23 protein-coding genes are annotated in these 26,861 nt (G+C 67.8%); 13 read left to right on the top strand and 10 right to left on the bottom strand.

What is annotated here, in order from left to right; all coding sequences use genetic code 11:
- The 6 genes from ACM9NP_RS07725 to ACM9NP_RS07750 form a co-directional block, all read left to right on the top strand.
- The coding region (locus ACM9NP_RS07725; protein ID WP_415645929.1) for a hypothetical protein at positions 1-425 on the top strand (425 nt) is incomplete at its 5' end.
- A 728-nt stretch (positions 426-1,153) separates the two neighbouring features.
- Entirely contained in the window at positions 1,154-1,768 is a 615-nt protein-coding gene (locus ACM9NP_RS07730) for a hypothetical protein (protein ID WP_415645930.1), read from the top strand.
- A gap of 45 nt (positions 1,769-1,813) precedes the next feature.
- On the top strand, positions 1,814-2,593 hold the full coding sequence (locus ACM9NP_RS07735; protein ID WP_415645931.1) for an SDR family NAD(P)-dependent oxidoreductase: 780 nt from the start codon (positions 1,814-1,816) through the stop codon (positions 2,591-2,593).
- A 111-nt stretch (positions 2,594-2,704) separates the two neighbouring features.
- The gene (locus tag ACM9NP_RS07740; RefSeq protein ID WP_415645932.1) at positions 2,705-3,229 is read left to right on the top strand and encodes an orotate phosphoribosyltransferase; all 525 of its coding nucleotides are present in this window, start codon (positions 2,705-2,707) and stop codon (positions 3,227-3,229) included.
- 109 nt (positions 3,230-3,338) lie between these two features.
- On the top strand, positions 3,339-3,701 hold the full coding sequence (locus tag ACM9NP_RS07745; protein ID WP_415645933.1) for an ArsR/SmtB family transcription factor: 363 nt from the start codon (positions 3,339-3,341) through the stop codon (positions 3,699-3,701).
- Positions 3,702-3,773: 72 nt separating this feature from the next.
- A complete protein-coding gene (locus tag ACM9NP_RS07750; protein WP_415645934.1) occupies positions 3,774-4,679 on the top strand; it encodes a hypothetical protein in 906 nt (301 codons plus the stop codon).
- Positions 4,680-4,914: 235 nt separating this feature from the next.
- On the opposite strand, the gene ACM9NP_RS07755 is transcribed toward ACM9NP_RS07750, so the two are convergent.
- The 3 genes from ACM9NP_RS07755 to ACM9NP_RS07765 all read right to left on the bottom strand — a co-directional run bounded on the left by ACM9NP_RS07755 (position 4,915) and on the right by ACM9NP_RS07765 (position 8,837).
- Positions 4,915-6,066, bottom strand: coding sequence for an acyl-CoA dehydrogenase family protein (locus ACM9NP_RS07755; RefSeq protein WP_415645935.1), 1,152 nt, complete (start codon positions 6,064-6,066; stop codon positions 4,915-4,917).
- 84 nt (positions 6,067-6,150) lie between these two features.
- Positions 6,151-7,686, bottom strand: coding sequence for an acyl-CoA carboxylase subunit beta (locus tag ACM9NP_RS07760; RefSeq protein ID WP_415645936.1), 1,536 nt, complete (start codon positions 7,684-7,686; stop codon positions 6,151-6,153).
- Between the two features lie 278 nt (positions 7,687-7,964).
- Positions 7,965-8,837, bottom strand: a complete 873-nt coding sequence (locus tag ACM9NP_RS07765) for a hypothetical protein (protein WP_415645937.1) — start codon at positions 8,835-8,837, stop codon at positions 7,965-7,967.
- A gap of 470 nt (positions 8,838-9,307) precedes the next feature.
- Here ACM9NP_RS07765 and ACM9NP_RS07770 point away from each other — a divergent pair, with 470 nt between their 5' ends.
- Entirely contained in the window at positions 9,308-10,084 is a 777-nt protein-coding gene (locus ACM9NP_RS07770; RefSeq protein ID WP_415645938.1) for a deoxyribonuclease IV, read from the top strand.
- Positions 10,081-12,057, top strand: a complete 1,977-nt coding sequence (locus tag ACM9NP_RS07775) for a hypothetical protein (protein ID WP_415645939.1) — start codon at positions 10,081-10,083, stop codon at positions 12,055-12,057. Before ACM9NP_RS07770 ends, ACM9NP_RS07775 begins: the two co-directional genes overlap by 4 nt.
- 42 nt (positions 12,058-12,099) lie before the next feature.
- Here ACM9NP_RS07775 and ACM9NP_RS07780 read toward each other — a convergent pair whose 3' ends face one another.
- Together ACM9NP_RS07780 and ACM9NP_RS07785 are read right to left on the bottom strand one after the other, a co-directional pair.
- Positions 12,100-13,521 carry a glycosyltransferase family 87 protein gene (locus ACM9NP_RS07780; RefSeq protein ID WP_415645940.1) on the bottom strand — a complete coding sequence of 474 codons (1,422 nt, stop codon included), beginning with the start codon at positions 13,519-13,521 and terminating at the stop codon, positions 12,100-12,102.
- Positions 13,522-13,583: 62 nt separating this feature from the next.
- A complete protein-coding gene (locus tag ACM9NP_RS07785; RefSeq protein WP_415645941.1) occupies positions 13,584-17,150 on the bottom strand; it encodes a hydantoinase B/oxoprolinase family protein in 3,567 nt (1,188 codons plus the stop codon).
- Between the two features lie 145 nt (positions 17,151-17,295).
- Between ACM9NP_RS07785 and ACM9NP_RS07790 the strand changes: the two genes are divergently transcribed.
- Positions 17,296-17,616, top strand: a complete 321-nt coding sequence (locus ACM9NP_RS07790; RefSeq protein WP_415645942.1) for a DUF6458 family protein — start codon at positions 17,296-17,298, stop codon at positions 17,614-17,616.
- 712 nt (positions 17,617-18,328) lie between these two features.
- Positions 18,329-19,441, top strand: a complete 1,113-nt coding sequence (locus tag ACM9NP_RS07795; RefSeq protein ID WP_415645943.1) for a DUF4192 domain-containing protein — start codon at positions 18,329-18,331, stop codon at positions 19,439-19,441.
- Here ACM9NP_RS07795 and fdhD read toward each other — a convergent pair.
- Positions 19,411-20,217 (bottom strand): formate dehydrogenase accessory sulfurtransferase FdhD, encoded by an 807-nt coding sequence (gene fdhD, locus ACM9NP_RS07800; protein WP_415645944.1) that lies wholly within the window; start codon positions 20,215-20,217, stop codon positions 19,411-19,413. The two genes, ACM9NP_RS07795 and fdhD, sit on opposite strands and share 31 nt — an antisense overlap.
- Before the next feature lie 51 nt (positions 20,218-20,268).
- Positions 20,269-21,000 carry a class I SAM-dependent DNA methyltransferase gene (locus ACM9NP_RS07805; protein ID WP_415645945.1) on the bottom strand — a complete coding sequence of 244 codons (732 nt, stop codon included), beginning with the start codon at positions 20,998-21,000 and terminating at the stop codon, positions 20,269-20,271.
- 221 nt (positions 21,001-21,221) lie between these two features.
- Between ACM9NP_RS07805 and mobA the strand changes: the two genes are divergently transcribed.
- Positions 21,222-21,926: a molybdenum cofactor guanylyltransferase gene (mobA, locus tag ACM9NP_RS07810; RefSeq protein ID WP_415646057.1), complete on the top strand. Its 705-nt coding sequence runs from the start codon at positions 21,222-21,224 to the stop codon at positions 21,924-21,926.
- On the opposite strand, the gene ACM9NP_RS07815 is transcribed toward mobA, so the two are convergent.
- Complete coding sequence (locus ACM9NP_RS07815; RefSeq protein WP_415645946.1) at positions 21,813-22,544, bottom strand: SDR family NAD(P)-dependent oxidoreductase; 732 nt, start codon at positions 22,542-22,544, stop codon at positions 21,813-21,815. The genes mobA and ACM9NP_RS07815 overlap by 114 nt on opposite strands.
- Positions 22,545-22,588: 44 nt before the next feature.
- On the opposite strand from ACM9NP_RS07815, the gene ACM9NP_RS07820 reads away from it, so the two are divergent.
- Positions 22,589-24,832: a bifunctional salicylyl-CoA 5-hydroxylase/oxidoreductase gene (locus tag ACM9NP_RS07820; RefSeq protein ID WP_415645947.1), complete on the top strand. Its 2,244-nt coding sequence runs from the start codon at positions 22,589-22,591 to the stop codon at positions 24,830-24,832.
- Positions 24,833-24,845: 13 nt separating this feature from the next.
- Here the strand turns inward: ACM9NP_RS07820 and ACM9NP_RS07825 are convergent, their stop codons facing one another.
- The gene (locus ACM9NP_RS07825) at positions 24,846-25,772 is read right to left on the bottom strand and encodes a rhomboid family intramembrane serine protease (RefSeq protein ID WP_415645948.1); all 927 of its coding nucleotides are present in this window, start codon (positions 25,770-25,772) and stop codon (positions 24,846-24,848) included.
- A complete protein-coding gene (locus ACM9NP_RS07830; RefSeq protein WP_415645949.1) occupies positions 25,772-26,296 on the bottom strand; it encodes a peptidylprolyl isomerase in 525 nt (174 codons plus the stop codon). Before ACM9NP_RS07830 ends, ACM9NP_RS07825 begins: the two co-directional genes overlap by 1 nt.
- Positions 26,297-26,414: 118 nt before the next feature.
- Here ACM9NP_RS07830 and ACM9NP_RS07835 point away from each other — a divergent pair, with 118 nt between their 5' ends.
- Positions 26,415-26,798, top strand: a complete 384-nt coding sequence (locus ACM9NP_RS07835; RefSeq protein WP_415645950.1) for a hypothetical protein — start codon at positions 26,415-26,417, stop codon at positions 26,796-26,798.
- The last annotated feature ends 63 nt before the right edge of the window (positions 26,799-26,861 follow it).

Below are 26,861 nucleotides of genomic sequence, written 5' to 3' on the forward strand. Positions count from 1 at the left end.
TCGCCGGACTGCTCATGGTGTTCACCGTCGCGCTCGCGCTCTTCTCCGGCGGGATGATCCTCACGGATCTCGGTGAGCTCGACGCCGAGGCCCGCGGCACCCTCATCACCCTCAGCATCTTCTGCCTCACGATCGCGCTGTCGTTCATCGCCGCCACCCTCGGAGTCCTCAGGGGACGGAATGCGGCCCGGATCGCGTCGTTCGTCATGTACGGGATCTTCCTGGCGTTCAACGGCTGCGCCGGGTCCATCGTCGGCATCTACGTGACCGCCGACGCCGACGCGCCCTGGCAGGCCCACACCTTCACGTTCCTCATGGTCGCGCTGTTCGTCGTCGACATCGTCATCATCATCCTGCTGGCACTCGGTGAAACCGCTCGCTGGTTCCACGCCATGACGGCGGCCCGCCGAGCCGGTCTCATCTGACGCCGCCGTCCGCCCCCGACGTCCTCGTTTCCGGAGCGGAGAGGGCCGAGAGAGCCCAGCCCTGCACCCGTGGACGCGGCGATGGCGTCAACGACGGGCACAGGGTGGGCTGGTTTCCGTCGCTGTCGATCGCGTCGGTCACACAGGCGTGCTTGTTACAGCAACGCTAGGGCGGCATGTGTAGTCAGTCTTGGACGTGGGGCAGGGGTGTCCTCGAATCGAGGTATCCGCCTGGTCTGTTCCCGCGAACGTCGACGCTCTGCACGTCCACCTTGGGCCTACCGTGTTCCGCCCTTCGGCTCACGCCATTGAAGGGCAACAGGATGAAGCTGAATTACTCCATAGCGTGAGTTCGGCGGTTGAGGCAACGGACACGCGACCGCAGACGTTAGAGGTTGTCATCTCCCGCACTCACGAGGTTTCAGCGCGGCTCCCCGGATGCGTTCCTGGTAGCATCAGGCCAATCATTTGTTTCTAGACAACTCGAATGATAGTGCCCCCGGTCGAGCTTCGGCTCCCGGGGGCGCACTCGTGAGCAGGACATTCACCATCGTCGCTTCCACTCTCGATCGTCACGTGAATGCTCGGCTCCAAGTGTTCGAGGCTCCGGTCGTCGGACGGCGGTGAGGCGTCGAGGAGTCGGAACGCGATAGTGGACGTCGCCGTTCGGGTGGCTCCGATCGGCTCAGGGGGCAGCGCTGGAGTGACTAGCCGATAGGATGCCGAGCATGTCCGCTGACTACTCCGTTCCGTCGCCGTCCGACAAGGTCCGTCCGATGACGGTGACGGTCGCCGCGGTCGCCTCCTATCTCGTCACCGTGTTGACCATCGTCAGCGGTATCGCCAGCGCCTTCGTCGGGTCGCGCATCGTCTCCGCCCTCCGGGCCGAGACCTCCGACCTGAACATGGACGCCGAGACGGTGGCCGCGCTCGACACGATGGTGGCGCTGCTCCTGGCGCTCCTCTACATCATCGCCTTCACCCCGGCATTGTGGGCACTCGGCACCGCGATCTGCGCGCCGTTCGTCCTCAAGGGCCGTAACGGGGCTCGCGTGACGACGTGGGTCTTCGCCGGTCTGGGCATCTGCTGTGGCGCGGTGAGTCTGCCGGTGGGCGGCAACGCGACCGTCGACACCAGCGGCGATCCGGAGCTCGCCGAGGCGTTGCGCGAGGCGATGGCCTCTCTGGAGATTCCGGGTTGGCTCAGCGGAGTCCAGCTGACGACGGCGATCCTGTCGCTTCTGTTCTACATCGCGATCGTCATCCTGCTCGCCCTGCCGAAGTCCAATGAGTACTTCCGTACGCCGAAGCCGGGCATGCCGTCGCAGTTCCTCGACATCTGACGAACCTCCCCCTCAATGCGTAAGTGATGTGAAAGGACGGAAGCCGTGACCCAGGCGCTTATCACCGGAGGAACGGCGGGAATGGGCCTCTCGTTCGCGCGTTTTCTCGCGGCGGAGGGTTGTGACCTCGTGCTGGTCGCCAGATCGAGACAGCGGCTCGAGGCCACGGCCAACCGGATCGCGGACGAGTTCGGCGTCGACGTTCGCACGATCGTCGCCGACCTGACCACCGACGACGGGTGCGCCGAGGTCGGCGCAGCGGTCACGGACGTCGACGTCCTGGTGAACAACGCGGGCATGGGGCTCGGGGAGGGCTTCACCGGCGCGAGCCTGGACCGTGAGGAGAAGCTGCTCGACCTGAACGTCCGGGCGGTGCTCCGGCTGACGCGGACCGCTCTGCCGGCCATGATGGAGCGCGGTCAGGGCTCCATCGTCAACGTGTCCTCTGTGGCTGGCTTCGGTCCGATCATGCCCGGTTCGACGTACAACGCGTCGAAGGCCTGGGTGACGAACTTCAGCGAGTCGATCGCGCCGTTGGCGCGGCGGAAGAACGTGCGGGTCATGGCGTTCTGCCCGGGTTTCGTGCGCACCGAGTTCCACGCGAGCGCCAACATTCCGACGAGCGACATCCCGTCGTGGATGTGGTTGGACTCCGACGCGGTCGTGGAGACGGCGATGCGGGACCTGCGGCGCGGCAAGGTCGTGAGTGTCCCGTCCCTCCACTACAAGGTGATCACGGCCCTGATCAGGCATACTCCGCACAGTATTCTCAGCCGGATAGCCGAGCGGGCCTCGGCTATCTCGGCACGTGGCCATATCCATTAACAGAGAAATATTGGCCGGTTTCTATGAATTGTGGCCCCGACCACATTTCTGTAATGGAGACATGACAGTCCGCTCGTAATGTGGTGTTCGGAGTGTCGTAGGCTCGCTCTCGTGTCTGACCGGGAGGAATTGCTCGCCCTCATCAACGAGCTGGCCGTCGTGCGCGGCCGGGTCGTGTTGTCGAGCGGCAAGGAAGCCGATTACTACGTGGACCTTCGCCGGATTGCCTTGCACCACAAGGCCGCGCCGCTGATGGGACGCGTCATGTGCGAGCTCGTGTCCGATTGGGACTTTGATGCCGTCGGCGGCCTGACCTTGGGAGCCGACCCGGTGGCCACGGCGATGTTGCATCATTCGCCACGCCCGTTGGACGCGTTCGTTGTCCGGAAGGCGGGGAAGGCGCACGGCCTGCAACGCCGCATCGAAGGCCCCGAAGTGGCGGGCCGGAATGTATTGGCAGTGGAGGACACCTCCACGACAGGTAGTAGTGTGTTGACAGCTGTCGATGCACTTACCGAGGCCGGGGCTCGCCCGGTGGGCGTTGCGGTGATCGTCGATCGGGGAGCGGGGGAAGCCGTTCGCCAAGCGGGGCTTCACTATCGTTACGCCTTCGACAGCTCTGACCTGCAACTGTAGAACCGTCGAGGTCCCTCCGTTTCGCCTCGATTCGCCCCCTCACTGAGAGTCCCATACCGTCCGTAGTGATATAAATACTAATCGATAGTCCTGGTGAGAGGATGAAGCCGTGGTACGCGTAATCGCCGACACGACAACCCCCGCGTCACCCGTGGGGGGTGAACCGTTGCCCCGCCGTGATGCCGAACGCATCGCCGGGGTGCTCAAGGCGCTGGCCGATCCGAACCGGTTGCGTTTGATCAGCCTGATTCAGTCGACGGAAGGCGGAGAGGCCTGCGTCTGCGAGCTGACCGAACCGCTCGGTCTGTCTCAGCCGACGATCAGCCACCACCTGCGGATCCTGACGGAAGCGGGCCTCGTCGAGCGCGACAAGCGCGGCGTCTGGGCGTACTTCCGGATCGTTCCGGAGACGCTGAACGCCGTCGCCGACCTGCTCACGCCGCCGAAGCGGCGCGGGCGTCGCCGGTCTTGATCGGCCCGTCGTTCGAGCGATCGAGCGACGAATCGAGAACTCGAAGCGCATCAATTCGTTTACACTCGGGACGTGGCGCGTAGACATCGCAGGCCAGCCCGGTTGTCCCCCAGGGCTCGGCGAACGTGGCTCGGGGTGGCGATGCTCGCCGTCCTGGGACCGATCGCCGGAGTCGCGCTCGGATCCGCGATCGACGATGTACGCGACTGCCAGGAAAGCGTCACATTGCGCGTGGCCGCCGAGCCGGCGATCGCCGGGGTATTGACCGATCACGCGATGGACTGGTCCGCGGCCGGTGTACCGGTCGATGGCGTATGCATATCCGTGGATGTGACGGCGGTCGATTCCGCGTCGGCCGCTGCCGCACTCGCCGATGACGCCGGCATCGAACTCGATCTCGGAGACGCCGATATATCCGATGTAGACCCGTTCGACGTGTGGGTTCCGAACTCGCTGACGTGGCTGTCCTCGTTCGCCGACGCCCCCGGTTTCTTCGACGAACGGATCGACTCGGTCGCGGAGGCCGACGTCGGCATCGCAGTGCCCGAATCGGCGACGGTCTCGGGGGTGCTCTCGGAGCTCCCGTTGGCGCTGAACGATCCGCGCCACGACGCCGTGAGTCTGGCGGTGCTGCGGGGCGCGGTCGGGGTCGTCCCCTTCACTCCCGTGATCGACCGCGACGGCTACGACGTCATGTCCCTGCCCGACGTCCTGACGTACAACGCCGGTGACGTCGAGGAACCGCTGATGTTCATCGAGCCGGCGCCGCCGGTGCCCGCTCTCGACTATCCGATGCTCGTCCTAGCGGAGCTGCCGTCGCCGTCGAGGGTCGCCGCCGACGCGTTCCGGTCGTCACTGTTGAGCGACGACTTCCCGCAGCGGCTGCCCGAGTTCGGGTTCGCTCCCGCCGGGCCGTATCCGCAGCTTCCGGACGCCGAGGAAATCGCCGCCGCGATCGAACTGTGGGATCGGCGCTGACGCAGTGACGCAGTGACGCACTGATTCGCTGAGGCACTGAGACGACGAAGCAATGAGACGACGACGGGCCGACCGGGAGACCGGTCGACCCGTCGTCGTTTGGCTGCGGGCGCGGAGTCCCAGATCGGAACCGCTTGGTTAGCCAAAATCTCCGCTTGGTTGGGCAAATGGTGAAAACACGCCTGATTTCGACATTTGCCCAACCAAGCGACACGTTTGCCCAACCAAGGGTGCCTTAGCCGACGCCGAGGTCGCGGGCGATGAGCATCCGCTGGATCTCGGACGTGCCCTCCCCGATCTCGAGGATCTTCGTGTCCCGCCACATCCTCGCGACCGGCGTCTCGTTCATGAAGCCGTACCCGCCGAAGATCTGCGTCGCCGCGCGCGCGTTGTCGACGGCGGCGTTCGACGCGTGCAGTTTCGCGATGGACGCCTGCCGCTTGAACGGCTCGCCGGCGCGCATCCGGGCCGCCGCGTCGTAGTACGCCAGCCGCGACGTGTGGGCCCGGACCTCCATGTCGGCGATCATGAACTGGATCGCCTGATTGGCACCGATGTTGCGGCCGAACGCGTGGCGCTGATGCGAGTACCGGATCGACTCGTCGATGCAGCCCTGCGCCAGACCCGTCGACAGCGCGGCGATGGCGATGCGCCCCTCGTCGAGGATCCGCAGGAACTGTGCGTATCCGCGGCCGCGTTCACCGAGCAGGTTCGCCGCGGGCACCCGGCAGTCGTCGAAGAACAGCTCGCGGGTGTCGGAGGCGCACCAGCCGACCTTGGAGTACTTCCGTCCGACCGTGAACCCCGGAGTTCCATTGGGGACGATGATGGACGAGATCTCGGGGCGGCCGTCCGACAACGTCCCCGTGACGGCGGTGACCGTCACCAGGTCCGTGATGTCGGTGCCGGCGTTCGTGATGAAGCACTTGGCGCCGTTGATGACCCACTCGTCGCCGTCGAGCACGGCACGCGTCTTCGTCGCACCGGCGTCCGATCCGCCCTCCGGCTCCGTCAGGCCGAAGCCCGCCAGGGCCTGCCCGCGCGTCAGACGCGGCAGGTACCTCCGCTTCTGCTCCTCGGTGCCGAAACGGAAGATCGGCATCGCGCCGAGCGACACGGCCGCCTCCACCGTGATCGCGACGGACGAGTCGACACGCGCCAGTTCCTCCAGCGCGAGACACAGCATGAAGAAGTCGCCGCCGGCGCCCCCGTGCTCCTCCGGGAACGGCGCCCCGAAGATGCCCATCTTTCCGAGCTCCGCGACGAGCTCGTACGGGAACTCACCCTTCTCGTACAGATCGCCGATGACGCCGGCGATCCTCTCCCTCGCGAAATCCTCGATGGATTCGCGCAGGGCCGACTCGTCCTCGGTCAGCCGAAAGTCCATGATCGTGCCTTCCTCTTGGTCGTCGAACGGTCATCAACGAACCCGTGAATTCCACAAGGGCGTGACCGATGTTCCATAGTGGTACTAAACCGGGGTGACACCGTGCCGACGACGGGAGAACGTCCGGTCCTTGCCCTCGGCGGCGGCGTACCGGGCGATCAGGTCGTCGCGCAGCCGCTCCGGTTCGATGATGTCGTCGATGACGAGCTCGCTCGCCAACCGGACGATGTCGATGTCCTCCTCGTACTCGCGACGCTTGTCGGCGACGAAGCGCTCGCGCTCCTCGACGTCCTCGATCGCGGCGATCTTGCGGGCGTACACGGCGTTGACGGCCGCGTCGGCGCCCATGACGGCGATCTTGGCCGTCGGCAGGGCGATCGTGGCGTCCGGTCCGAAACCGGGGCCCGCCATCGCGTACAGACCCGCGCCGTACGCCTTGCGCACGACGACGCAGATCTTCGGGACGGTCGCCTCCGAGATCGCCGAGACCATCTTCGCGCCGTGTCGGATGATTCCCTGTTTCTCGACGGCGCTGCCGACCATGAACCCGGGCACGTCCGCGAGGAACAGCAGCGGCACGTTGAACGCGTCGCACAGCTGCACGAAGCGCGCGGCCTTGTCGGAGGAGTCGACGAACAGGACGCCGCCCTTGAACATCGAGTTGTTCGCGACGACGCCGATCGGCTTGCCGTTCAACCGTCCGAAGCCGACGGTCAGTTCCTTCGCCCAACGGGCGTGGACTTCGAAGAAGTCGCCGTCGTCGAGGATGCCCTTGACGTACTTGCGCATGTCGAACGCGCGGCGCTCACTCTCGGGGACCATCGCGCGCAGGTCGACGTCGGGGGCCGGCTTCGGCTCGGCGACGGGCGGCTCCTGCGTCCAGTTACCGGGCAGGAAGGACAGGTACCGCCGCACGACGCCGAGCGCCTCGTCCTCGTCGGCGCACAGGAAGTGGCCGACGCCGGACTCGGTGCAGTGCACCTTCGCGCCGCCCATGGCCTCCAACGTGGTCTTCTCGCCGGTGACCATCTCGACCATCCGGTCGCTGCCGAGGTACATCGAGGCGTTCTTGTCGACCATCGCGACGACGTCGCAGAACGCCGGAATGTAGGCGCCGCCGGCGGCACTCGGACCGAACAGGGCGCACACCTGCGGGATCGAGCCGGAGGCGCGGACCTGGTTGTAGAAGACGCGACCGGCTCCGCGCGGCCCGGGGAAGAGGTCGACCTGGTCGGTGATACGGGCACCGGCGGAGTCCACGAGGTACACCATCGGCACGCTCGTGGCGTAGGCCTTCTCGGTAATGCGGATCATCTTCTCTACGGTGCGGGCGCCCCACGAACCGGCCTTGACGGTGGAGTCGTTGGCCAGCAGACACACCGGGCGGCCGTCGATGCGCGCGGTACCGGTGATCACGCCGTCGGCGGGAAGGCCGTCGGCCAGCGCGTTCGCGTAATGCCCGTCCTCGACGAAGGAGTCCTTGTCCACGAGGCGGGCGATGCGTTCCCGCGCGAAGAGCTTGCCCTTCGCGGCGTTGGCGTCGTGGTACTTCTGCGCGCCGCCAGCGCTGATACGAGCAGTCAGATCCTGGGTATCCACTGATGTCCACTTCCCTGCCATCGACTTAACGTGCGTTCAGGTTAGAGCACGGTGTGGTGCGTTGCCAACCAGAGGTTGCGGCTTCCGGGCTCGTGGCGTGCCGCGGAACGTGGAGGCTTCGGCACGCGCGGTCGAGCCGGGGAACCGGCCCGGAACCTGGCGACGTGTGATGGAGCGCCGGGTCGTGAACCGAGATCGTCGGAACTAGGCCGTTCCGAACCGGGTCGTGACGCCACGAGGGCGGGCCCCGATGTGGGGCCCGCCCTCGTGTTGAGCGAGTGGAACGTGCGCCGACGGCGTCAGGCGCGTGCGGCCGCGCGGGTGCCGACCATGGTGCGGGCGGCTGCGACGCCGACCCCCACGAGGCACACCGTCGCCAAGATCGCGAGCACGCCCGAGGATCCCTGTTGGACGGTGCTGGTGTCGACGGCCTCGACGTCACCGGCGGGCGTCGTTCCGGCGTCGTCGCCGGTCGGGTCGCCGACGACGGTGTCGGTTCCCTCGGTGTCGTCGCCGTCCTCCGCGTTCGGGTCCGGGACCTTGTCCGCGGCGACCGGGTCCTTGTCCTTCAACGGGGCTTCGCCGTCGTCGGGAACGCCGACCTCGCCGTCCGCGGGATCGTCGGGTGTGGAGTCACCGGGCGGAGGGTTCGCCGGGTCGGAATCGCCGGGCGTCTCGGTGACCGGGGCCGCCGTGACCGTGATCGTGGCCTTCTCCGCCTTTTCCGGGCGGTTGATCGGGCAGTCCGGCGCCAGGACGGCTTCGCTGGAGTTCTTGAGCGTGACCGTGTACGCGTCGCCCTCCTCCAGCTCGATGCTCTTCTTGCCGATGAGCAGCGTTCCGTCGGAGCTCAGGTTGTTGACGAAGGTGACCTCGGTGCCTTCGACGATCTCCAACTCGGACTTGTCTGGCGTCGACTTCTGAATGATGCCGGCGCCGAGCAGACCACAGTCGCCGTTGAAGGTGACCGTGTTCTCGTCACCCTCGGCGTATGCGGTGCTGGATGACAGGTAGCCGGCGGACACCGCGGCCGCGATGGCCACGGCGGCCGCGCCCACCGCCAGACGCCGACGCTTCACGGACGACCGCTTCGGGGCCGTTCGGGCCGCCTCCGCGACCACCGGCCGAGGGTACGGGCTGGGCCGCCGACGGTCGGCTCCAGATGCGCGCATGAAAGGTTCTCCTACTTCTACGGGTGTGGCCCCGCGTTAACGGGAGAGCACGGAAAGCACGGCGGCTCTCGCCGTCGTGCCGGAAAGGCCGTTCCGATACCCGCGGATCGGCGGCGGGACGAGCGACGATCATTGGATCACCTGGTGTCGACGGCATTCCTCGGCGATCTCTCGCCCGACGAATGGCGTTCTCGTCCTCGCGTCACCGACCTGAGATAACGGCACTACCTCATGTCGTCATTCGACCGATACCGCGACCACCGACCGCTACGGTGCGTCGACCACGGCATCGACCGTTGTCTGTTCCCGTTGTATCGCTCGCATGAGCCTTCAGTCAAGTACATCTTCATTGTGTTAACGACGCTCCCGGGCATCGGTAACGCCGATTCCGCCCATCGAGTTCGAATCGGCATCGTCGACGCGGGCGCTGTTCGGGCCGCTCCATGCGGTACACGGGTAGTCTGCCAGGCATGCGAATCGGATCCCACGTGGACGCGACCGACCCGATCGGCGAGGCCACGCAACGCGAAGCCGACGCCGTTCAATTCTTCCTCGCCGATCCACAAGGCTGGAAGAAACCGGTGCCCCGGCCCGACGCCGACAAGTTGCATGCCAGCGACATCGAGATCTTCATCCACTCTCCCTATGTCATAAACGTCGCCTCACCGAACAACCGCATCCGGGTCCCCAGCCGACGCCTCATGGTGCAGCACGCGAAGGCCGCCGCCACCGTCGGCGCCAGCGGCCTCATCGTCCACGGTGGGCACGTCACGGAGGGCACCGACCTCACCGTCGGCTTCGACAATTGGCGCAAGGCGTTCCTGTACGCCCGCGACGAAGGCGGCCTCGACGTCCCCATCCTCATCGAGAACACCGCCGGAGGCGACCGCTCGTGCGCCCGGCACTTGGACGACCTGGCTCGACTGTGGGACGTCATCGGCGAGTTCGAACCCGGCTTCTGCCTCGACACCTGCCACGCCTTCGCGGCGGGCGAGGACCTGACCACGATCGTCGACCGCGCGCGAGCCATCACCGGACGCATCGACCTCGTGCACGCCAACGACTCCCGTGACGTGCTCGGCTCCGGTCGCGACCGCCACGCCAACCTCGGTAACGGCAACATCGGCGCCGAGGTGATCGCCGACGTCATCGCCGCGGCGGACTGCCCCGCCATCGTCGAAACCCCAGGGCCCGCGTCGGCACAGGCCGCTGACATCGCACTCATCCGAAAGCAGCTGACCCCATGAGTTCGACCCCCGCGGGTGGCATCGCCGCCAGCCTCGGCGATTCCGCGCCAGACGACGCCACCGAGATCCCGACCCAGACCGAACCGGCCGACGCGGCCGACTCGTCCTCCGACCAGGCCGGCGCGCCGACGACGAACACGACCGACGACGAACCCGGCACCGACGTCGAACCCGACGCCGACAGGTGGCGGCGCTTCGCCGAATCCGCCGACGAATCCGACCCCGAACCACCACCGCCGGTGGGCCGTCTCGCCGCGGCACGCGTCGCGACCATGCGCGTCGTCCGCCACGAATGGTTCATCGCCGCCGCCGTCAGCGTCCTACTCGCCGTCGCCATGACCTGGCCCGTCCTCGCCGACCCGACCGAGACCATCCCCCACGACCTCGGCGACCCGCTCCTCATCACCTACCTGCTCGCCTGGAGCGGCCACGCGATCTGGAACAACCCGATCGGACTGTGGGACACCAACGGCTTCTACCCCGACGTCAACAGTTACGCCTTCACCGACACCTTCCTCGGCTACGCGCCCGCGTCGCTCATCGGCGGCGGCCACGAGGCCGCCCTCCTGCGATACAACCTCCTCTACGTCGCGACCTTCGCCCTCGCCTTCTTCGCCTGCTACGCGCTCATGCGGCAGCTCGGCGCGCGCACCGCCGGCAGCGCCGTCGCCGCCGCGGCCTTCGCCTACGCCCCATGGAAACTCGCCCAGGCCGGACACCTCCAGGTCCTGTCGGTCGGCGGAATCGCGCTGGCCCTGGCGATGCTCGCGCGCGGCCACGGCTGGTCCCTCACCCGCGGCTACCGCGCGAACCGCACCCGCCCCGGCTGGGTCATCGCGGGTTGGATCGTCGCCACCTGGCAGGTCACCATCGGCTTCGGCATGGGCGTCCCCTTCGGATACTTCCTCGCCGGGACGACGCTCGTCGCCGGAATCTGCTGGCTCGTCAAGGGCCGCCCCAGCGTCCCCCGCTGGGTCCTCGCCGCCGACGCCGGAGGCATGGTCTTCTTCGCCGGAGTCAGCCTCGCCCTCGCCGTCCCCTACTTCCGCGCCATCGCCGACCACCCCGAAGCCGTCCGCAGCCTCGACTACGTCGACTACTTCTCACCGACCTGGGCGAGCTTCCTCATCAGCCCAGGAGAATCCACCCTCTGGGGCGACGCGCACGCACCCGCCCGAGAAGGCCTCCTCTGGCCACCCGAGACGACCCTCCTCCTCGGATTCACGCTGATCGCGCTCGCCGTCGCGGGCCTGGTCTGGTCGGTCTGGAGCCGCCGTCAACGCGTGTTCATCGCCGTCGGCATCGCCGTCAGCGTCATCCTCGCGCTCGGCACGAACTTCCTCGACGACGGCGAATGGGGCTACGCCCTGCTGTTCCAGTACCTGCCGGGGTTCGACGGTCTCCGCACCCCGGGCCGCCTCGTCGTCTACACGACGCTCCTGTTGTGCCTGTTGACGGCGGGAACGCTCAGCCACCTTGCGTCCCGTATGGACGGATACGCGGCCGAGAGTCGCGTCGATCCGCGCTGGCGACTGCGGGTCCCCGCGCCGATGCGGGCCGCGTTGTTCCTGCCGATGCTGCTCGTCCTCGCGGAGGGCGTGTCCTCGGCCGAGGTCCCGACCGCGCCCGAGGCGCCCGTCCGGCTCGCCGACGTCGACCAGCCGATCCTCGTGCTGCCGTCCGACGGCGGCAACGATCCGACCGTCCAGTTCTGGAGCGTCGACGGCTTCCCGCGCATGGTCAACGGCGCGGCGGGTTTCGTTCCGACCGCTCAGGAACAGATTCGCTTCGACGCCCTGTCGTTCCCGTCCGCGTCGAGTATCGCGGCGTTGCGCGAGGCCGGGATTGCGTCGGTCGTGGTCGTGGTCGACCGTCTCGAAGGCACGCCGTGGGAGCACGTTCTCGACCTGCCCCGCACCGACCCGACGGTCACCGTGACCGATCTCGGCGCCGTCGTCATCTTCACCCTTTGATCGACCATGTACAGGGGACGGACACTGTGTCCGTCCCCTGTGTCATGCCGTTCTGGCCGCCGCCGAGACGCGCGGGACCTCCGCGAACAGCAAACCGTCCGGGTCGCGCCCGTACTCGTCGCGCACCACGTCGAGTGATGGATCGAGGATCTCCCGCACGACCAGACCGCACAGCACCGCGAGCGTGATCATCCGCGCCAACGACGCGGTGATGAACACCCACTCCGGCACCCCCGTCTCACCGCTGGCGCGCAACAGGACCCCGTAGAACGCGAAGAAGTAGCACAGTTCGCCGACCTGCCACATGAGGAACGCCCGCCATTTCGGGCGCGCCAGCACGGCCAGCGGAATCAGCCACAGCACGTACTGCTGCGACCAGACCTTCCCCGACAACAGGAACGCCGCCACCACCAGGAAGACCAACTGCGCCAGGCGAGGCGGCGTGTTCGCGAACAGCCCGAGGCCCGCGATCGCCGCGCACGCGACGACGAACAGCAACAGGTACGCGAGGTTGACCAGACCCGCCTCGCCCCAGGGGATCGGGGAACCGGCGTCGTCGGTCGTGAAGTGCCGCAGCACGTACCAGAGGGTGCCCCAGTCGATCGGGCGTTCCGAGTTCAGTTCGAAGAACCGCAACCAGCCGTCGCGCGCGAACAGGATGAACGGCAGATTGATCGCGAGCCACGTTCCGGCCGCGATCGCCGTCGTCAACATCGCGGGTCCGAGCCGTCGATGCCGGAACGCCAACACCAGTAGGGGACCGGCGATCAGCAGCGGGTAGAACTTCGCCGCAATCGCGACGCCGAACAGCAGACCGGCGGCGACCGGCTTTCCACGCGACCACGCCAGCAGGAAGAACAGCGTCAACGCGGCGGGCATGAGGTCCCAGTTGACGAGCGCCGTGAACACCATCGTCGGCGCGACGGCGAGCATCATCGCGTCCCACGGACGGGTCGGGCGCAGGCGGTACATGGCCGCGACGCCGCCGAGCCCGAACATGAACATGACGATCGCGGTGAGATGCCAGTACAGCGTCCCACCGGCCGCGCCGAGCAGGTAGTACGACGGCAGCCCGAGCGCTCCCATGAGGACACCGGTGAGCACCGGATACTCGACGGGGTACTCGAAGTACGGGATGGCCCCGCGATCGAGGTGCTCCGCGCCCCACAACGCTCGGATGTCGGAGTAACAGAACTGCGTGTACTGCATGTGGTCGATCCAGGCGCCTTCGGCGCACGGGTACTTCTGGAGCCACGCGGCGGCGAACATGAGGATCGCCGACAGCAGGATCACACGCGGCGGAATCCAGAAGCGACGGCGTGGTGGGTTGACCGCGTGTCGTCCGAGCGGACCGCCGATCGCCTGGGAGAACGTTCCCACGATCGGATCCGTCATGGACGGCGCGTCGGGCGCGCCGCGCCGCGCGGGCTCGGCGTGGGCCGAGGGTGTTGAGGTGCCGGTCATCCCGGTCATCATGCCTCATCGGCTGACGGGCGTGCCGATACCGGCCCGTCGGCGCCGCGCGATCAGGCGTCCGGTGTCGATCCGTGCCCGCCACCGCCCGGAGTGTGCAGGACGAGGACGTCGCCTCCGTCGACATCCACACTGTCGCACGCCGACATCGGCGTGATCCGGCCGTCGGCGCGTTCGATCCATTGTGAACCGACGTCGCCGTCGCCGCCCCCGGCCGCCCCGTACGGGTGCCGCAGTCGCGTGCCCGACAGGAGCGACACCGTCATCGGCTCGCCGAACCACAACCGTCGGACCGCGCCGTCGCCGCCGCGGTGCCGCCCCGTTCCGCCGCTGCCGCGCCGGATCGCGAACTCCTCCACGCGCACCGGATACCGCGTCTCGAGGACCTCCGGGTCGGTCATCCGCGAGTTCGTCATGTGCGTCTGGACGACGTCGACGCCGTCGGCCGCCTCGGTCGCGCCCGAGCCGTTGGCGACCGTCTCGTAGTACTGGTGCCGAGCGTTTCCGAAGGTCAGGTTGTTCATCGTCGCGGGGCTCTCGGCCGCGACGCCGAGTGCCCCGTACAGGGCGGCGACGACCGCCTGCGAGGTCTCGACGTTGCCCGCGACGACCGCCGCGGGGGCCGTCGGCGACAGCATCGCGCCGTCGGGGATGTGTATCCGCAGCGGCACGAGACAGCCGGCGTTGAGCGGGATGTCGTCGTCGACGAGCGTCCGGAACACGTACAGGACGGCGGCTGTCACGACGGACGTCGGTGCGTTGAAGTTGTCGGCGCGCTGCGGGGACGTCCCTCCGAAGTCGATGTCGGCGGTGCGGTTCTCCCGGTCGACGGTGACGCGGACGCGGATCACCGAACCGTCGTCCATCGTGTACTCGAACGCGCCGTCGTGGAGCCGGTCGATGGCGGACCGGACGGCGGCCTCCGCATTCTCGCGCACGTGTCCCATGTAGGCGATCACAGCGTCGATACCGTAGCGGTCGATGAGCGCCCGCAGCCCCGCAACGCCCGCCTCGTTCGCGGCGATCTGGGCGCGCAGGTCTGCCAGGTTCGACTCGGGGGTCCGGGCGGGATACGGCGCGTCGGTGAGGACACGGCGGGTGTCGTCGGCGAGCAGCGCCCCGTCTCGAGCGAGCAGCCGGGCGCGAATGCGCACACCCTCCTCGTCGAGGGTGCGGCTGAACGCGGGCATCGAACCGGGCGTCACGCCGCCGATGTCGGCGTGGTGGCCGCGCGACGCGACGAAGAACAGCGGGCGATCGGATTCGTCGAAGGCCGGCGTGACGACCGTGATGTCGGGCAGATGCGTCCCACCGGCGTACGGGTCGTTGAGCACATAGGAATCGCCCGGTCGCATGTTCGGATGGTCCGCGATGACCTGCTTGATCGAGTCGCTCATCGAACCGAGGTGGACGGGAATGTGCGGCGCGTTCGCCACGAGGTTGCCGTCCCTGTCGAAGATCGCGCACGAGAAGTCGAGGCGTTCCTTGATGTTGACGGAGCTCGCCGTGCCGCGCAGTCGGTGCCCCATCTGTTCGGCGATCGACATGAACAGGTTGTTGAACAGTTCGAGCCGCACGGGATCGACGGCCGTGGAGGCGACGCGGCGTTCGGTGTCGACGTGCCGCGACAGTCGCATGTGGTCGGTCGTGGTGACCTCGGCGCTCCAGCCGGGGTCGACGACGGTGGTGCCGCCGTCCTCGGCGACGATCGCGGGACCGGTGATCGTGGTCGCGGGCCCGAGGTCGGCGCGGCGGTAAAGCGGCACGTCCCGCCAGCCGTCGCAGTACATCCGCACGGTGTCGACGGGCTGCGCGGGCGTGCCGCCGTCGTCCCGGGCCGTCGTGTCCGCGTGCGCGCCGCCGCCCGCCGACACCTCGACCGTGACGGCCTCGGCGATGAGATCCCGCTCCGGCATCAGGAACGAGAACCGGGCCCGGTAGTCGCGCTCGAACTGGGCGCGCATCCGCTGCGGTGTGTCGAGGTCGACGGGGATCGTCGAGTCGGTGCCGGTGTACTTGACGAGGACCCGAATCGCGATGGTGGCGTCCGTCGAGGACACCCCCAGCTCGGCGGCGGCGTCCGCGGTGAGCTCGTCGGCGATCCGGTCGAGTTCGTCGGCTTCGGTCAGGGGCGCCTCGACGGCGTGTTCACGGGTCGCGGTGAACTCGGCCAGCCCCATGCCGTACGCGGACAACACTCCCGCGAGCGGTGGCACGAGGACGTTCCGCATGTTCAACCAGTCGGCGACGGCGCAGGCGTGTTGCCCGGCGGCACCCCCGAAGGTGACCAGTGTGTACGGATCGAGGTCGTGGCCCTCGCGGACGGAGATGCGTTTGATCGCCTCCGCCATGTTGGACACGGCGATCGCGAGGAAGCCCTCAGCGACCTCCTCCGGACCGCGCCCGTCGTCGATGCGCCTCGCCAGCTCGGCGAAACCGTCGGCCACCGCCTCCGTGTCCAGCGGAGAGCCACCGTCTTCTCCGAAGACGGTGGGAAAGTGCCGGGCCTGAATCCGGCCGAGCATGACATTGGCGTCGGTGACGGTCAGCGGTCCGCCCCGCCCGTAGGCCGTCGGCCCGGGGACGGCGCCGGCCGACTCGGGACCGACGCGGTACCGGAAGCCGTCGAAGCGCAACAGGGAACCGCCTCCGGCGGCGACGGTGTGAACGCGCATCATCGGCGCGCTGATCCGCACCCCCGCGACTTCGGCGTCGAAGCGGCGCTCGAACTCGCCCGCGTACCGGGAGACGTCGGTGGAGGTGCCGCCCATGTCGAAACCGATGACGTGATCGATTCCCGCGTTCTCGGCGGTGCGCGCCATCGCGACGACCCCGGCGGCGGGCCCCGACAGGATCGCGTCCTTCCCTCGGAACGTGTCCGCGTCCGTCAGCCCGCCGGACGATCGCATGAACGCCAAGGGGATGCCCGTCAATCGATCGGCGACGGAGGCGACGTAGCGGCGCAGCACCGGCGACAGGTAGGCGTCCACGATGGTGGTATCGCCCCTCTTGACGAGCCGCATCAGCGGAGAGACCTCACTGGAGAGGGAGATCTGCGGGAACCCTATGCGCCGCGCGACATCCCCGATCGCGCGCTCGTGCGCGTCGTTGCGAAACGCGTGCATGAGGCAGACCGCCACGGCCCGATATCCCTGTTCCCAGGCGAGTTCGAGCGAGGCGCGGATGGCGTCGGTGTCGAGCGGGACGAGGACGTTCCCGTCGGCGTCGAGGCGTTCGACCGCCGCGACCGAGGCGCTGTGCAGGGGAGAAGGACGATCGATGTCCCGAGCGAAGATACGAGGACGATTCTGGTATCCGATGATCGGCGCGTCGGTGAATCCGCTGGTGGTGACGTAGACCGTGGGTTCCCCGCGCCGTTCGAGCAGCGCGTTCGTGGCGACGGTCGTTCCCATTCGGACGGACGCCACCCGCTCCGTCGGGATGGCCTCGGACGGGTCGAGCCCGAGCAGGCGCCGAACACCCTCGACCGCGGCATCCTCATAGGATTCGGGATTGTCGGAGAGCAGCTTCAGTGTGTCTATGGCGCCGCCGGGTGCGCGGGCCACGACGTCGGTGAAGGTGCCGCCACGGTCGATCCAGAATCGCCACTGCTCGCTCATGTCCACCATTGTGACCCGACCACGACGGACTGTCCGATCGCGGCACACCGCTTGCCTGGCAACGCCGGTAGGCTGTCGCGTAGACGTCGACACCGATCGGTGGGTCGGTCGCGGCGGTGAGCACCATGAGGTCAAGGAGACGGCGATGGGACTCGGCGGAAGTATCTTTTTCCTGGTGTTCGGCGCGCTCCTGGTTTTCGCCGTCACGGACAAGGCCAAACAGGACGTCGAATGGCTCGATCTGTCCGCGACCGGCTGGATCTTCATGATCGCCGGAATCATCGGAATCGCGCTTACCAGCTGGTACGCGCAGCATAAGAAACAGCTTCGCAAGGAAGTGCACGAGAGCTATCAGACCGCCCGGTTGGCGCGGCGTGACGCGATCAAACGCGCGGATGCCGCGAACAACCCGGTTCGGCAGAAACGGCGCGACCCAATGGCGGATGAACGCCAAGCCGCCGACTGAGCGCGACCCGTTTGACTTGCCGGTTCATGTCGCTACTGACGTGTTTCCGCCCCCGAAAAGCCCGTCGAGGCAACGAATCTTCCGCTAAGAGTGCGCCAACTCGTTGGTATTTCACGAAATCCCGTGAAAGTTGGGCGCCCAGGGTTCCCATGCATTGCGCCGGTCGGCTACACTTCGACTCACACCATGGTGAAAAGGCCAGCGGCTCTCCTCCCGTGGAGCTCGCGGCCCGACTCCGGTTCTTTTCCGTGTTGAACCCGAGTCCCCCCGCCCCGGCCGTTCCCCCGTGCCGCCGGGGCGGGCCTATTTTTTGGGTCCGCTTTCTGTCCGGCGTATCTTCTCTTCCCCATTAATATCCAGATCTGTAGACGTATGAATGCGCCAATCAACGCTCGGTGCTTTGGGTAGCGCTTGCCACGACGTCCAATGTCGGCACCATCGGCGAAAACGCGCTTCGGCTCCGATCGATAAAGCGGAAGTTTGTCGAATTGGCGCCATCCCGCGCTGCCCGACAATTCCAATTATGTGCAGATACCAATGATCTGGGGCGCGTGACGGGAATCGTTGACAAGCTTTACCGATACCTCGGGGGACCCACTGTCCGGCCAGCCGCACATTCCTGTCCACTGTGGGTTTTCCACAATAGGTGAGTTATCCACAGGCCCCGCCGACGAGACTGGCGCCCACCACCGCCGCAGCGCACAGTGGTCGCATGAACACCACAACCATCGACACCAGCACACCCGACATCACCCTCGACAGCCCACAGGAACTCGTCGCGGCGATCCCCTACCTCGTCGGATACGTACCCCACAACGCCGTCGTCCTCGTCGGCCTCTCCGACCGACTCATCGCCGTCACCGCCTGCGCCGCACTGCCCACCGTGGACGACCCGGCCGACACCATCGGAATCACCGACGACATCGTCCGCCAACACGGCCTCAACGCCGCAGTCCTCGTCGGCTTCGGCTCACCCCAACGCGTCACCCGCTGCGTCGACCACGTCCGCTCCATCCTCGCCGCCGAGAACGTCGACATCATCGACGCCATCCGCGTCACCGACGACCGATTCTGGTCCTACCTGTGCCAACGCCCATCCTGCTGCCCACCCGAAGGCACCTCCGTCTCCGGCGACCCCGCCATCGCGGCCGCCTTCACACTCGCGGGAGCACAGGCACTCCCCGACCGAGACGCCGTCATAGCCGCATTCGCCCCCGTCGACCCGTCCCGGCGCGACGCGGCCACCACCGCCATTCGTCGTGTCGAAGCCGACCTGGCCGCCGACGACGGCCTCCTCCCACAGCGGATGATCCTCCGCGCCGAAGCCACGTCGACGCTCATCGCACTCCGCGAAACCAAACACCTCCCCCCACCGGACCACATCGCGACCCTCGCGGTGGCCCTCACCGACTCCGAGGTCTCCGCCGACGCCATCGCGTTCATCGACAACGAACCCCGAGCCGACACCGTCGACCTGTGGCTGTGGATGCTGCGACACCTCGACCCGCCGTACTCCGCCATGCCCGCCGCACTACTCGCGTACGCCGCGTGGCGAGCCGGAAACGGCGTCATCGCCAACGAAGCCGCCGAACGCGCCGTCAGCGCCGACCCCGACTGCGAACTCGCCATCACCATGTCACGCGCGCTCGCGGCGGGCCTCCCGTCGAGTTCCATGCCGAAGTTGGAGCGCCGCGCGATGGCGCGCCCACCGGAGCCCCGGCCATCCGCGCGTCGCCCTCGAAGGCGCCGCCCCGAACCGCGGCGCCACACGGCGCCCACAGCCGCCGACCCGGGTCAGTCCCGCACCCGCTCCGCGCCACTGTAGACATTGAATGAGGCGGTGCGGGTGAAACCGATGAGGGTCATGTTCCAGCTCTTCGCCAGATCGACGGCGAGCGTCGTCGGAGCGGACACCGCCACGATCGCGGCGACACCGCCGGCCGCGGCCTTGTGCACGATCTCGGCACCGATCCGGCCGCTGACGGCGAGCACCCGCCCCGTCAGCGGCAACCCGCCCGATCGCCACGCCCAACCGAGGATCTTGTCGACCGCGTTGTGTCGACCCACGTCCTCCCTAACACAATGGAGAGTCCCGTCCGTGTCGAACAGGCCCGCCGCGTGCACGGCCCCCGTCCGATCGAACAGCTTCTGCGCGGCTCTGAGCCGATTCGGCAGATCCAGGACCAGCCCCGAATCGAGGACGAGCCCGTCACCGGCGAGACCCCGCCGCACCTCGGGAGAGATCCGCCCGACCAACTCATCCATACTGGAGGTTCCGCACGCGCCGCAGGCGCTCGACACGGTGAAGCGCCTGCCCGCCTCGGGAGCCGGGATGCGCAGAGTCACGTCGAGCACGTTCAAATCCGAGTCGGTGCAGTGCTTCGCCCCGGCGACGTCCGTGGCGCGAGCCACGACACCCTCGCTGAAAAGGAAACCCAACGCCAGGTCGACGTCGTCGCCGGGGGTGCGCATCGTCACCGAGAACGGTTCGCCACCAAGCTGGATCTCCAACGGCTCCTCGACGGCCAGGGTGTCGGGCCGGTACCCGCTCACCCCGTCCTTGAACCGTAGTACTCGACGCCGATCACTGACTCTTCCCATTCCTCGACGCTATCTCCCGTCCCGCTCACCGCCCACCCGCCGCCCACCGACTCAGAAGGCGTAGACGGAGACGCAGTTGCGGCTGGCGCCCGTGAAAGGCTCGCGACGCCAGCCACCCCACCGCTCGACAAGCCGAAGCCCCGCGATCCGCGCCATCAGGTCGAGCTCGCTCGGCCACGCGTAACGACACACGATCGGGAACAGCCGGACACCGCCGGCCGTCAGCGACACGTGCGTCTCGTCGAGCCGCTGCTCGACCGGGTCGTGACGGCCCACGTCGAGCCGCACCTCTCCCATCCGTATCCGCTCGGCGTCGACGTACTGATCGTCACGAAGCCGATGCAGGTACGTGGGGACGAAAGCCTCGACCACGAACCGTCCGCCCGGCCGAAGACGCCGCGCCACATTCTCGAAGCACCGAACCTGGTCGTCCTGCGTGAGGAGATTGAACAAGGTGTTGAACACCAGGTAGATCAGCTCGAAGTCACCCGAGACACCGACCTCGGCGAAATCGCCCATCGTGACCGGCAGGTCCGCCCCACCCGGCTTGGCGCGCAGGCGCTCCACCATCTCGGGGGAGAGATCGATGCCGGTGACGGGGATGCCGCGCTCGACGAGCGGCAGCGCGATCCGTCCGGTGCCGATCGCGAGCTCGAGCGCCGGTCCACCGCGTGCCAGCTCCGCGAGGAACGCCACTGTGGATTCCTCGTCTCCGCGCAGGCTGTCGTCGTACTCGGCGGCGGTGTCGGCGCGAAACGAGTCCATCGGGTCGTAGTCCATCATCACGCATTCATGTCACAAGCGGACAGCCGACGCAACAGAGATCCGGACGGTCGATGTCCTATAGAGAGCAATAATCAGGGGGTGGGGGGAGGGGAGGGGGACCCCCGGGGTCGTTCGAACTCCGATCAGACTCGAGACGGGGGATCGCCACCCCACGCGTCACCCGTCACCGAACGAACCGCTTGCCGCACGGCACGACGACATCTACAGTCGATAGTGTGATGGAACGGCATGCGGCGGTGATTCTCGCGGGCGGCCACGCGACCCGCATGGGCGGCGTCCCGAAAGCGGGCCTGCGCGTCGGCGGGCACACACTCATCGACCGGGTACTACGGGCCCTCCCCGACGCCCAACCTCGTGTCGCCGTCGGCGACGTCGTCCACCCCGGCGTCATCGTCACCGCCGAAAAGCCGCCCCGCTCCGGCCCCGCCTACGCCACCATCGCCGGGCTGCGCCACATTCCCGCGTCGGTGCCGTTCGTCGCGGTCCTCGCGGTCGACCTTCCGTTCCTCACCACCGACGTCATCAACGCCCTCGTCGACGCCGCCGACCATGCCGTCGACGGCGCCATCCTCATCGACCCGCGCGGGCGCCAACAATGGCTCTGCGGCGTCTGGCGTCACGAATCCTTGCGACGAGCCGGATCCCGGATCGCCCCCGGGGCCTCGATGCGGGACCTCCTCGGCGGCCTGACCACCACGGCCCTGTCCTGGTGGGATTCCGACGTCCCACCCTGGTTCGACTGCGACACACCACAGGCGCTGTCCTACGCTCGACGCCTCGACCAGCAGTTCCGCCCCCGCGAAACGCCCTCACAACGGCATGAACCGCCCACCGTTGACATCCAACGTGACACCGGTGATGTAACTCGCGCCGTCCGAAGCGAGGAAGAGGACCGGATCGACGACCTCGGCCAACCCCGGTAGCCGCCGCAACGCGATCCCGTCCAACACGCTCTGCCGCTCCACAAGCGGCATCGCGTCGAACATCCCGCGCAACCGGTCCGTCAACACCAGACCCGGCGCCACCGCGTTCACCCGCACCCCACTCGGACCGAGCTCGGCCGCCAGCTTCCGCGTCAGCCCGCCGACCGCGGCCTTCGCCGCCGCGTACGCCACCCCCGTCACCGGCGACGGCTGCCGCGCCCCGATCGACCCGCACGTCACGATCGCCGACCCCTCCGCCAGGAACGGCACCGCGGCCCGGCACGCGTGCAACGTCCCCTTGACGTTCACGTCGATCACCGCGTCGACATCGGCGACCGAAGCCTCCGTCAGCCCCCGCGGAGTTCCCAACGAACCGCCCGCCAACGTCACCAACACGTTCCGCCCACGCTCACCGAACGCGCTCGAGACGGCCGCGACCACCGCGTCCGCGTCCGAGACGTCGACGTCCACATCGGCACCGGCCAGATCCAAGGTGACCACCCGGGCGCCCTCGGCCGCGAAACCCGCCGCGACGGCCGCGCCGATTCCGCCCGCGCCACCGGTGATCACGACAGTCCGCCCACCGAAACGTCCTTCGCCAGTCTTGACGGTCGTCATGAATGCACCATACTGGAAACGCCGGACACTCAGAAAGGTCCCGAATGCGCACCGCCATCATCGGGGGCGGCCCAGGCGGCCTCTACCTCGCCGGACTACTACGACGCGACGACCCGGACGCCGACGTCACCGTCTTCGAACGCAACCAGGCCGCCGACACCTACGGCTTCGGAGTCGTCTTCTCCGACGAGACCCTCGAGCAGATCGCCACCGCCGACCCCGAAGTCCACCGGCGCATGACGGAGGCCTTCGTCCACTGGCGGGACATCGACATCCACTATCGACCATCTGTCGACGTCGACGGGACGGCTATCACCTCCACCGGCCACGCCTTCGCCGCGATGGGCCGCGTCGACCTCCTCGACATCCTCGCCGACACCGCACGACGACGCGGCGCCTCGCTCCAATACGCGACCACCGCCCCGCCCCTGGACCGGCTCCGAGAGGAATACGACCTCGTCGTCGCCGCCGACGGAGCCCGCTCCGCCACCCGCACCGCGCTCGCCGACCACTTCCAGCCCCACCTCGACCGGCGCCACTGCACCTACATCTGGCTCGGCACCGACCACCGCTTCGACGCCTTCACCTTCGACATCCGCGCCACCGACCACGGCGTCATGCAACTCCACGCCTACCCGTACGGCGCGGGCTCCACCGTCATCGTCGAGATGCACACCGACGTCCACGACCGCGCGACACCGACGATCGCCGACCTCGAGAAGATCTTCGCCGACCGGCTCGACGGCCAACGCCTGTGGGACAAGGGAACCGGCTGGACCCGGTTCACCACCGTCACCTGCCGGACCTGGACGGCCGACAACATCGTCCTGCTCGGCGACGCCGCCCACACCGCGCACTTCTCGATCGGCTCCGGCACGAAACTCGCCATGGAGGACTCGGCAGCCCTCGCGGCCTCACTCGCGACCGAACCCGATACCGCGACGGCGCTCGCGACCTACGAGACGAACCGCCGCCCCGTCGTCGCCTCGACGCAGCGCGCCGCGCAGGCCAGCCTCGAATGGTTCGAGGACCTTCCCCGCTACCTTGACCAGGAACCGCTTCAGTTTGCGTTCAACCTGCTCACCCGGTCGCGCCGGATCACGAGCGACAACCTCCGGCTGCGCGACCCGGCGTTCACCACGGCCGTCGACTCCTGGTTCGCCACGACTCACGGCCGTCCCGAGGAGCCCCCGCGTCCGGCGATGTTCCAACCGGTCCGCATCGGTTCCCTCGAACTCCGCAACCGCGTCATCGTGTCTCCTATGGACATGTACTCGGCCGTCGACGGCGTGCCGGGAGACTTCCACCTCGTGCATCTCGGTTCGAAGGCGCTCGGCGGTGCCGGGCTCGTCATGACGGAGATGGTGTGCGTCAGCGATCAGGGCCGAATCACGCCCGGTTGCGCGGGCCTGTACACCGACGAACAGGCGGCGGCGTGGCGGCGTGTCGTCGACTTCGTGCACCGTGACACGCCCGCCGCGATCGGCGTCCAGCTGGGTCATTCGGGCCGCAAGGGTTCGACCCGTCTGATGTGGGAGGGCATCGACGAGCCCCTACCGTCGGGGAACTGGCCGGTGGTCGCTCCGTCGGCGCTGCCGTACCGGCCCGACAGTCAGGTTCCGCAGGAGCTGACCGGCGCGGAACTGGACGCCGTCGTCGCGGCCTTCGCGGCGTCCGCGCGCCGCGCACGAGACTGCGGTTTCGACCTGCTGGAGTTGCACTGCGCGCACGGTTACCTGCTGTCGAGTTTCCTGTCTCCGTTGACGAATCGACGCACGGACTCGTACGGCGGCGACGTCGACGGGCGGCTCCGGTTTCCGCTGCGCGTGCTGGCCGCGATCCGTGACGAGTGGGACGGACCGCTGTCGGTCCGGGTGTCGGCGACGGACTGGGCGGACGGTGGTGTCACGGGCCCGGACTCGGTCGTCATCGCGCGGGCGTTCGCGGCGGCCGGGGTCGACGCGATCGACGTGTCGACGGGTCAGGTCGTCTCCCATGAACGGCCGGCGTACGGGCGGTCCTATCAGACGCCGTACGCGGATCGGATCAGGCACGCGCTGCGGCGGGACTTTCCCGAGGTCGCCGTGATCGCGGTCGGGGCGATTTCGTCGGCGGACGACGTCAACTCGATCATCCTCGCCGGACGTGCCGACCTGTGCGCGCTCGGCCGCGTGCACCTTTGGGATCCGCAGTGGACTTTGCATGCGGCGGCGGATCAGGGGTACCGGGTGGAGTGGCCGAAACCGTTCGCGGCCGGGTCTCGGCCACCGAACACGGGTCGCCGGTGACGACCCGCCCCGGTCAGCCGATGGGAACCTGGGAGAGCAGGTCGCCGGTGCGCCAGACCACGGCGGCGGCCATGAGCGCGAGAGCGCCGACGAACGAGCACACCTGGACCACCGTCCGGTTGTCGCGGGGAGCGTAGGAGATGGCGAAACCGATCGCGAGCCCCATGATCAGCCCGCCGAGGTGCCCGGTGATGCTGATGTTCGTGCCCGGGATGAACGTGATGACCAGGTTGAGGATCAGCAACGTGTAGATGCCGGAGTTGTCGCGGCTGAGTTTGCGGTTGACGAGGACCATCGCCCCGAACAGGCCGAAGATCGCGCCGGACGCGCCGGCCGACAGCGACATCGGGTCGGCGAACAGGTACGTGGCGACGTTCCCGGCGAGACCGCAGATGACGTACAGGGCCAGGAAACGGCCGGGGCCGAGGTCGCGTTCGAGGTAGCGGCCGATGACCCACAGGACGTACATGTTGAACGCCAGGTGGATGATGCCGTAGTGGAGGAACATGGCGGTGAACAGCCGCCAGTAGTCGCCGGACGCCACACCGGCGAGGACGAAACCGTCCGACAGCGGCATGACCGGCCCGGCGTACATGGCGCCGAACAGGTGCAGCGGGCTGGCTCCGCCGAGGAGCACGTTCTGCGCGCCGACGCCGCCCGCCTGGAAGGCGAGGGCGAGGCCGATCAGGAACACGCCGACGTTGAGGCCGACGAGAATCTTGGTGACCAACCCGGCAGACCCGCTCATGCTCCCGCCGAAGGCGGTGCGGGTCTGCCGGGTGGTCTTGCGTCCTTCAGCCACGCAGTTGGGGCATTGCCACCCGACTGAGGCTTGGTTCATGCAGTCTGGACAGATCGGTCGGTCACAACGCGAACACCGTACGTGAGTCTCGCGGCCCGGGTGCCGGTAGCACACTGGTCCGATCTGTTCGTCACTCATTACCGCTGAATGGTAACGCGCTCTATGCGAATCTCGTTGAGGGGACGGTCGTTACGGTCGGTCTGGGTGGTGGCGATCGCGTCGACGACCTTCTGTGAGCCGGCGTCGGTGACCTCACCGAAGATGGTGTGCTTGCCGGTGAGGTGACCCTGCGGGCTCACCGTGATGAAGAACTGCGAGCCGTTGGTGCCGCGTCCGCCCTGGATGCCGGCGTTCGCCATGCCGAGGAGGTACGGACGGTTGTAGGCGAGGTCGGGGTGCGGTTCGTCGTCGAACTGGAATCCGGGGCCGCCACGGCCGGTTCCGGTCGGGTCGCCCGCCTGGATCATGAAGCCGGCGATGATCCGGTGGAACGGGGTGTCGTTGTAGTACGGTCCGCTGCCCGGCTGGCCCGTGTTGGGGTCGGTGTACTCCTTGCTGCCTTCGGCGAGGCCGACGAAGTTCGCGACCGTCTTCGGCGCGTGGTTGTCGAAGAGCTGGACGACGATGTCGCCGACGGTGGTGTGCAGGGTTGCCGTAGTCATGGCGCCTATGGTGCCATGCGTGTCGAAATCGTCCACCGCACCACCGCCGTTTGTGCACATTTGCGGGGCCGAGCGGGCAGGATGTGTGACGTACATCCGCTACGGGAGGTGAATCAGCGTGATCTTGCTACAACGGCGTTCGTCCAGGAAACGGGGCCGCCGGATTCGCGGGGAACTGGTTGAGGGGTTCGGTCATCTGAGGGCGGCGGGCACGCATGCGGCCGCGGGCGCCAAGGAGAAGATCGCACCCGGTATCAACAACGCGTTGACTGCGGTGGGGCTGCGCAAGCGGCGTCGTAGTCGCTGGCCGTGGATCGCTGCGGCGGTCGCGGTCGCGACGGCGGCTGGGGTGACATCGGCGGTGCTGTGGCGTCGCAACAGTGCGGCGGCTGACACGACGGCGGTCCCCGGGACGGAGCGGACTTCCGCCGAGTCCGAGGAGTACACGGTGACGTCGATCCGGGATCGTGAACCGGAGTTGGCCGGCGTCGCGGGCCGATAATGTCCTACACAATAGACAGACCGTCGGTTTGTTGACAGAGTTAAGCACGAGAGGGGNNGNAAC

Source organism: Stackebrandtia soli, assembly GCF_965137155.1.
GTDB lineage: Bacteria > Actinomycetota > Actinomycetes > Mycobacteriales > Micromonosporaceae > Stackebrandtia > Stackebrandtia soli.

Excerpts from the sequence above, each read along its gene's own strand:
- ACM9NP_RS07730 (WP_415645930.1), top strand. The coding sequence starts at position 1,154 with ATGTCCGCTGACTACTCCGTTCCGTCGCCGTCCGACAAGGTCCGTCCG.
- ACM9NP_RS07755 (WP_415645935.1), bottom strand. The coding sequence starts at position 6,066 with ATGGACTTTCGGCTGACCGAGGACGAGTCGGCCCTGCGCGAATCCATC.
- ACM9NP_RS07760 (WP_415645936.1), bottom strand. The coding sequence starts at position 7,686 with ATGGCAGGGAAGTGGACATCAGTGGATACCCAGGATCTGACTGCTCGT.
- ACM9NP_RS07765 (WP_415645937.1), bottom strand. The coding sequence starts at position 8,837 with ATGCGCGCATCTGGAGCCGACCGTCGGCGGCCCAGCCCGTACCCTCGG.
- ACM9NP_RS07770 (WP_415645938.1), top strand. The coding sequence starts at position 9,308 with ATGCGAATCGGATCCCACGTGGACGCGACCGACCCGATCGGCGAGGCC.
- ACM9NP_RS07775 (WP_415645939.1), top strand. The coding sequence starts at position 10,081 with ATGAGTTCGACCCCCGCGGGTGGCATCGCCGCCAGCCTCGGCGATTCC.
- ACM9NP_RS07780 (WP_415645940.1), bottom strand. The coding sequence starts at position 13,521 with ATGACCGGCACCTCAACACCCTCGGCCCACGCCGAGCCCGCGCGGCGC.
- ACM9NP_RS07785 (WP_415645941.1), bottom strand. The coding sequence starts at position 17,150 with ATGAGCGAGCAGTGGCGATTCTGGATCGACCGTGGCGGCACCTTCACC.
- ACM9NP_RS07790 (WP_415645942.1), top strand. The coding sequence starts at position 17,296 with ATGGGACTCGGCGGAAGTATCTTTTTCCTGGTGTTCGGCGCGCTCCTG.
- ACM9NP_RS07795 (WP_415645943.1), top strand. The coding sequence starts at position 18,329 with ATGAACACCACAACCATCGACACCAGCACACCCGACATCACCCTCGAC.
- fdhD (WP_415645944.1), bottom strand. The coding sequence starts at position 20,217 with ATGGGAAGAGTCAGTGATCGGCGTCGAGTACTACGGTTCAAGGACGGG.
- ACM9NP_RS07805 (WP_415645945.1), bottom strand. The coding sequence starts at position 21,000 with ATGATGGACTACGACCCGATGGACTCGTTTCGCGCCGACACCGCCGCC.
- mobA (WP_415646057.1), top strand. The coding sequence starts at position 21,222 with ATGGAACGGCATGCGGCGGTGATTCTCGCGGGCGGCCACGCGACCCGC.
- ACM9NP_RS07815 (WP_415645946.1), bottom strand. The coding sequence starts at position 22,544 with ATGACGACCGTCAAGACTGGCGAAGGACGTTTCGGTGGGCGGACTGTC.
- ACM9NP_RS07820 (WP_415645947.1), top strand. The coding sequence starts at position 22,589 with ATGCGCACCGCCATCATCGGGGGCGGCCCAGGCGGCCTCTACCTCGCC.
- ACM9NP_RS07825 (WP_415645948.1), bottom strand. The coding sequence starts at position 25,772 with ATGAGTGACGAACAGATCGGACCAGTGTGCTACCGGCACCCGGGCCGC.
- ACM9NP_RS07830 (WP_415645949.1), bottom strand. The coding sequence starts at position 26,296 with ATGACTACGGCAACCCTGCACACCACCGTCGGCGACATCGTCGTCCAG.